At 65.8% G+C, this 1,111-nt stretch carries 1 protein-coding gene; it reads right to left on the reverse strand.

Annotated elements, in window-relative coordinates; all coding sequences use genetic code 11:
* Positions 1-90 precede the first annotated feature (90 nt).
* Positions 91-897, reverse strand: a complete 807-nt coding sequence (gene hisF, locus H300_RS0121735; protein WP_028429057.1) for an imidazole glycerol phosphate synthase cyclase subunit — start codon at positions 895-897, stop codon at positions 91-93.
* Positions 898-1,111: the final 214 nt, after the last annotated feature.

Here is a 1,111-nt window from a genome sequence, read left to right on the forward strand (position 1 = left end):
CAGCTCCCCGGCCCATTCCCCCTGCATGCCTACAAGACTGGCCCCGACTCCACCGAGCCGGGGCCAGAACCCGAGATTTTCAGCAGTCTTCTAGGGGCAGGGCCTGACCGTCAGTCCGTGCTGCTTGGCGAGGTCGGCTTTGACCTCCGGCACCGACATGGTCCGCTCCATGCGCGGCGAGTACAGCAGGGAGCTGATGATGGCCGCCGAGACGCCCGCCTCCCTGAAAGCACCTGCGACATGGTCGGTGGAACCGGCACCGCCCGAAGCGATCACCGGAACGTTGACCGCGTCGGCGATCATTTTGGTGATCCGCAGGTCGTAGCCGGCATGGGTGCCGTCCTGGTCGATGGAGTTGACCACGATCTCGCCGGCACCCAGCTCTTCCCCGCGACGCGCCCACTGCACGGCGTCCATTCCCGTGGCCACCCGGGCACCGTCGATGAACACCTCGTAGCCACTGGGGATGGCCGCGGTCTTCCCCACATGCTTGACCTGCATCGACTGCACGATGCACTGGGTGCCGAACTCAGCCGTCCCCTGAGCGATGATCTGCGGGTCACGCACGGCCATCGAGTCGACAGAGATCTTCTCAGCCCCAGCAGCCAGCACGGCGTGCATGTCCTGCAGAGAGCGAATCCCGCCGCCGACGGTGAACGGCACGAACACCTGGCGCGCGACTTCGCGGATCGTGTGCAGGTCCGCCTGCCGCCGCTCGGCGCTGGCGAGGATGTCGTAGAAGATCAGCTCATCGACGCCGTCGGCATACACCGCGGCAGCGATCTCCGCCGCTGCTCCGACGTCGATGTTGTCCTCGAATCGGCGGGCCTTGGTCACCCGCCCGCCGATTACGTCGAAGCACGCGATCAGCCGGGCGGTCAGTCCGGACGTCAGCACAGCTCCTCCTGCGGGAGCTTGGCGAACCGGGACAGTAGATCCAGCCCGAGCGGGCCGGACTTCTCGCAATGAAACTGCGTGGCCATGATGTTTCCCCGTGCGACCGCTGCCGGAAAGGGGGGCTCTCCTGCCGTATGTGTGGGTGCCGTGGCCTGGGCCGATATGGGAAACACGCCGCTTCCTGTGATCCTTGAGGTGTCTGAGCTCAAGTTTG

It is taken from the genome of Streptomyces sp. TAA040, assembly GCF_000424845.1.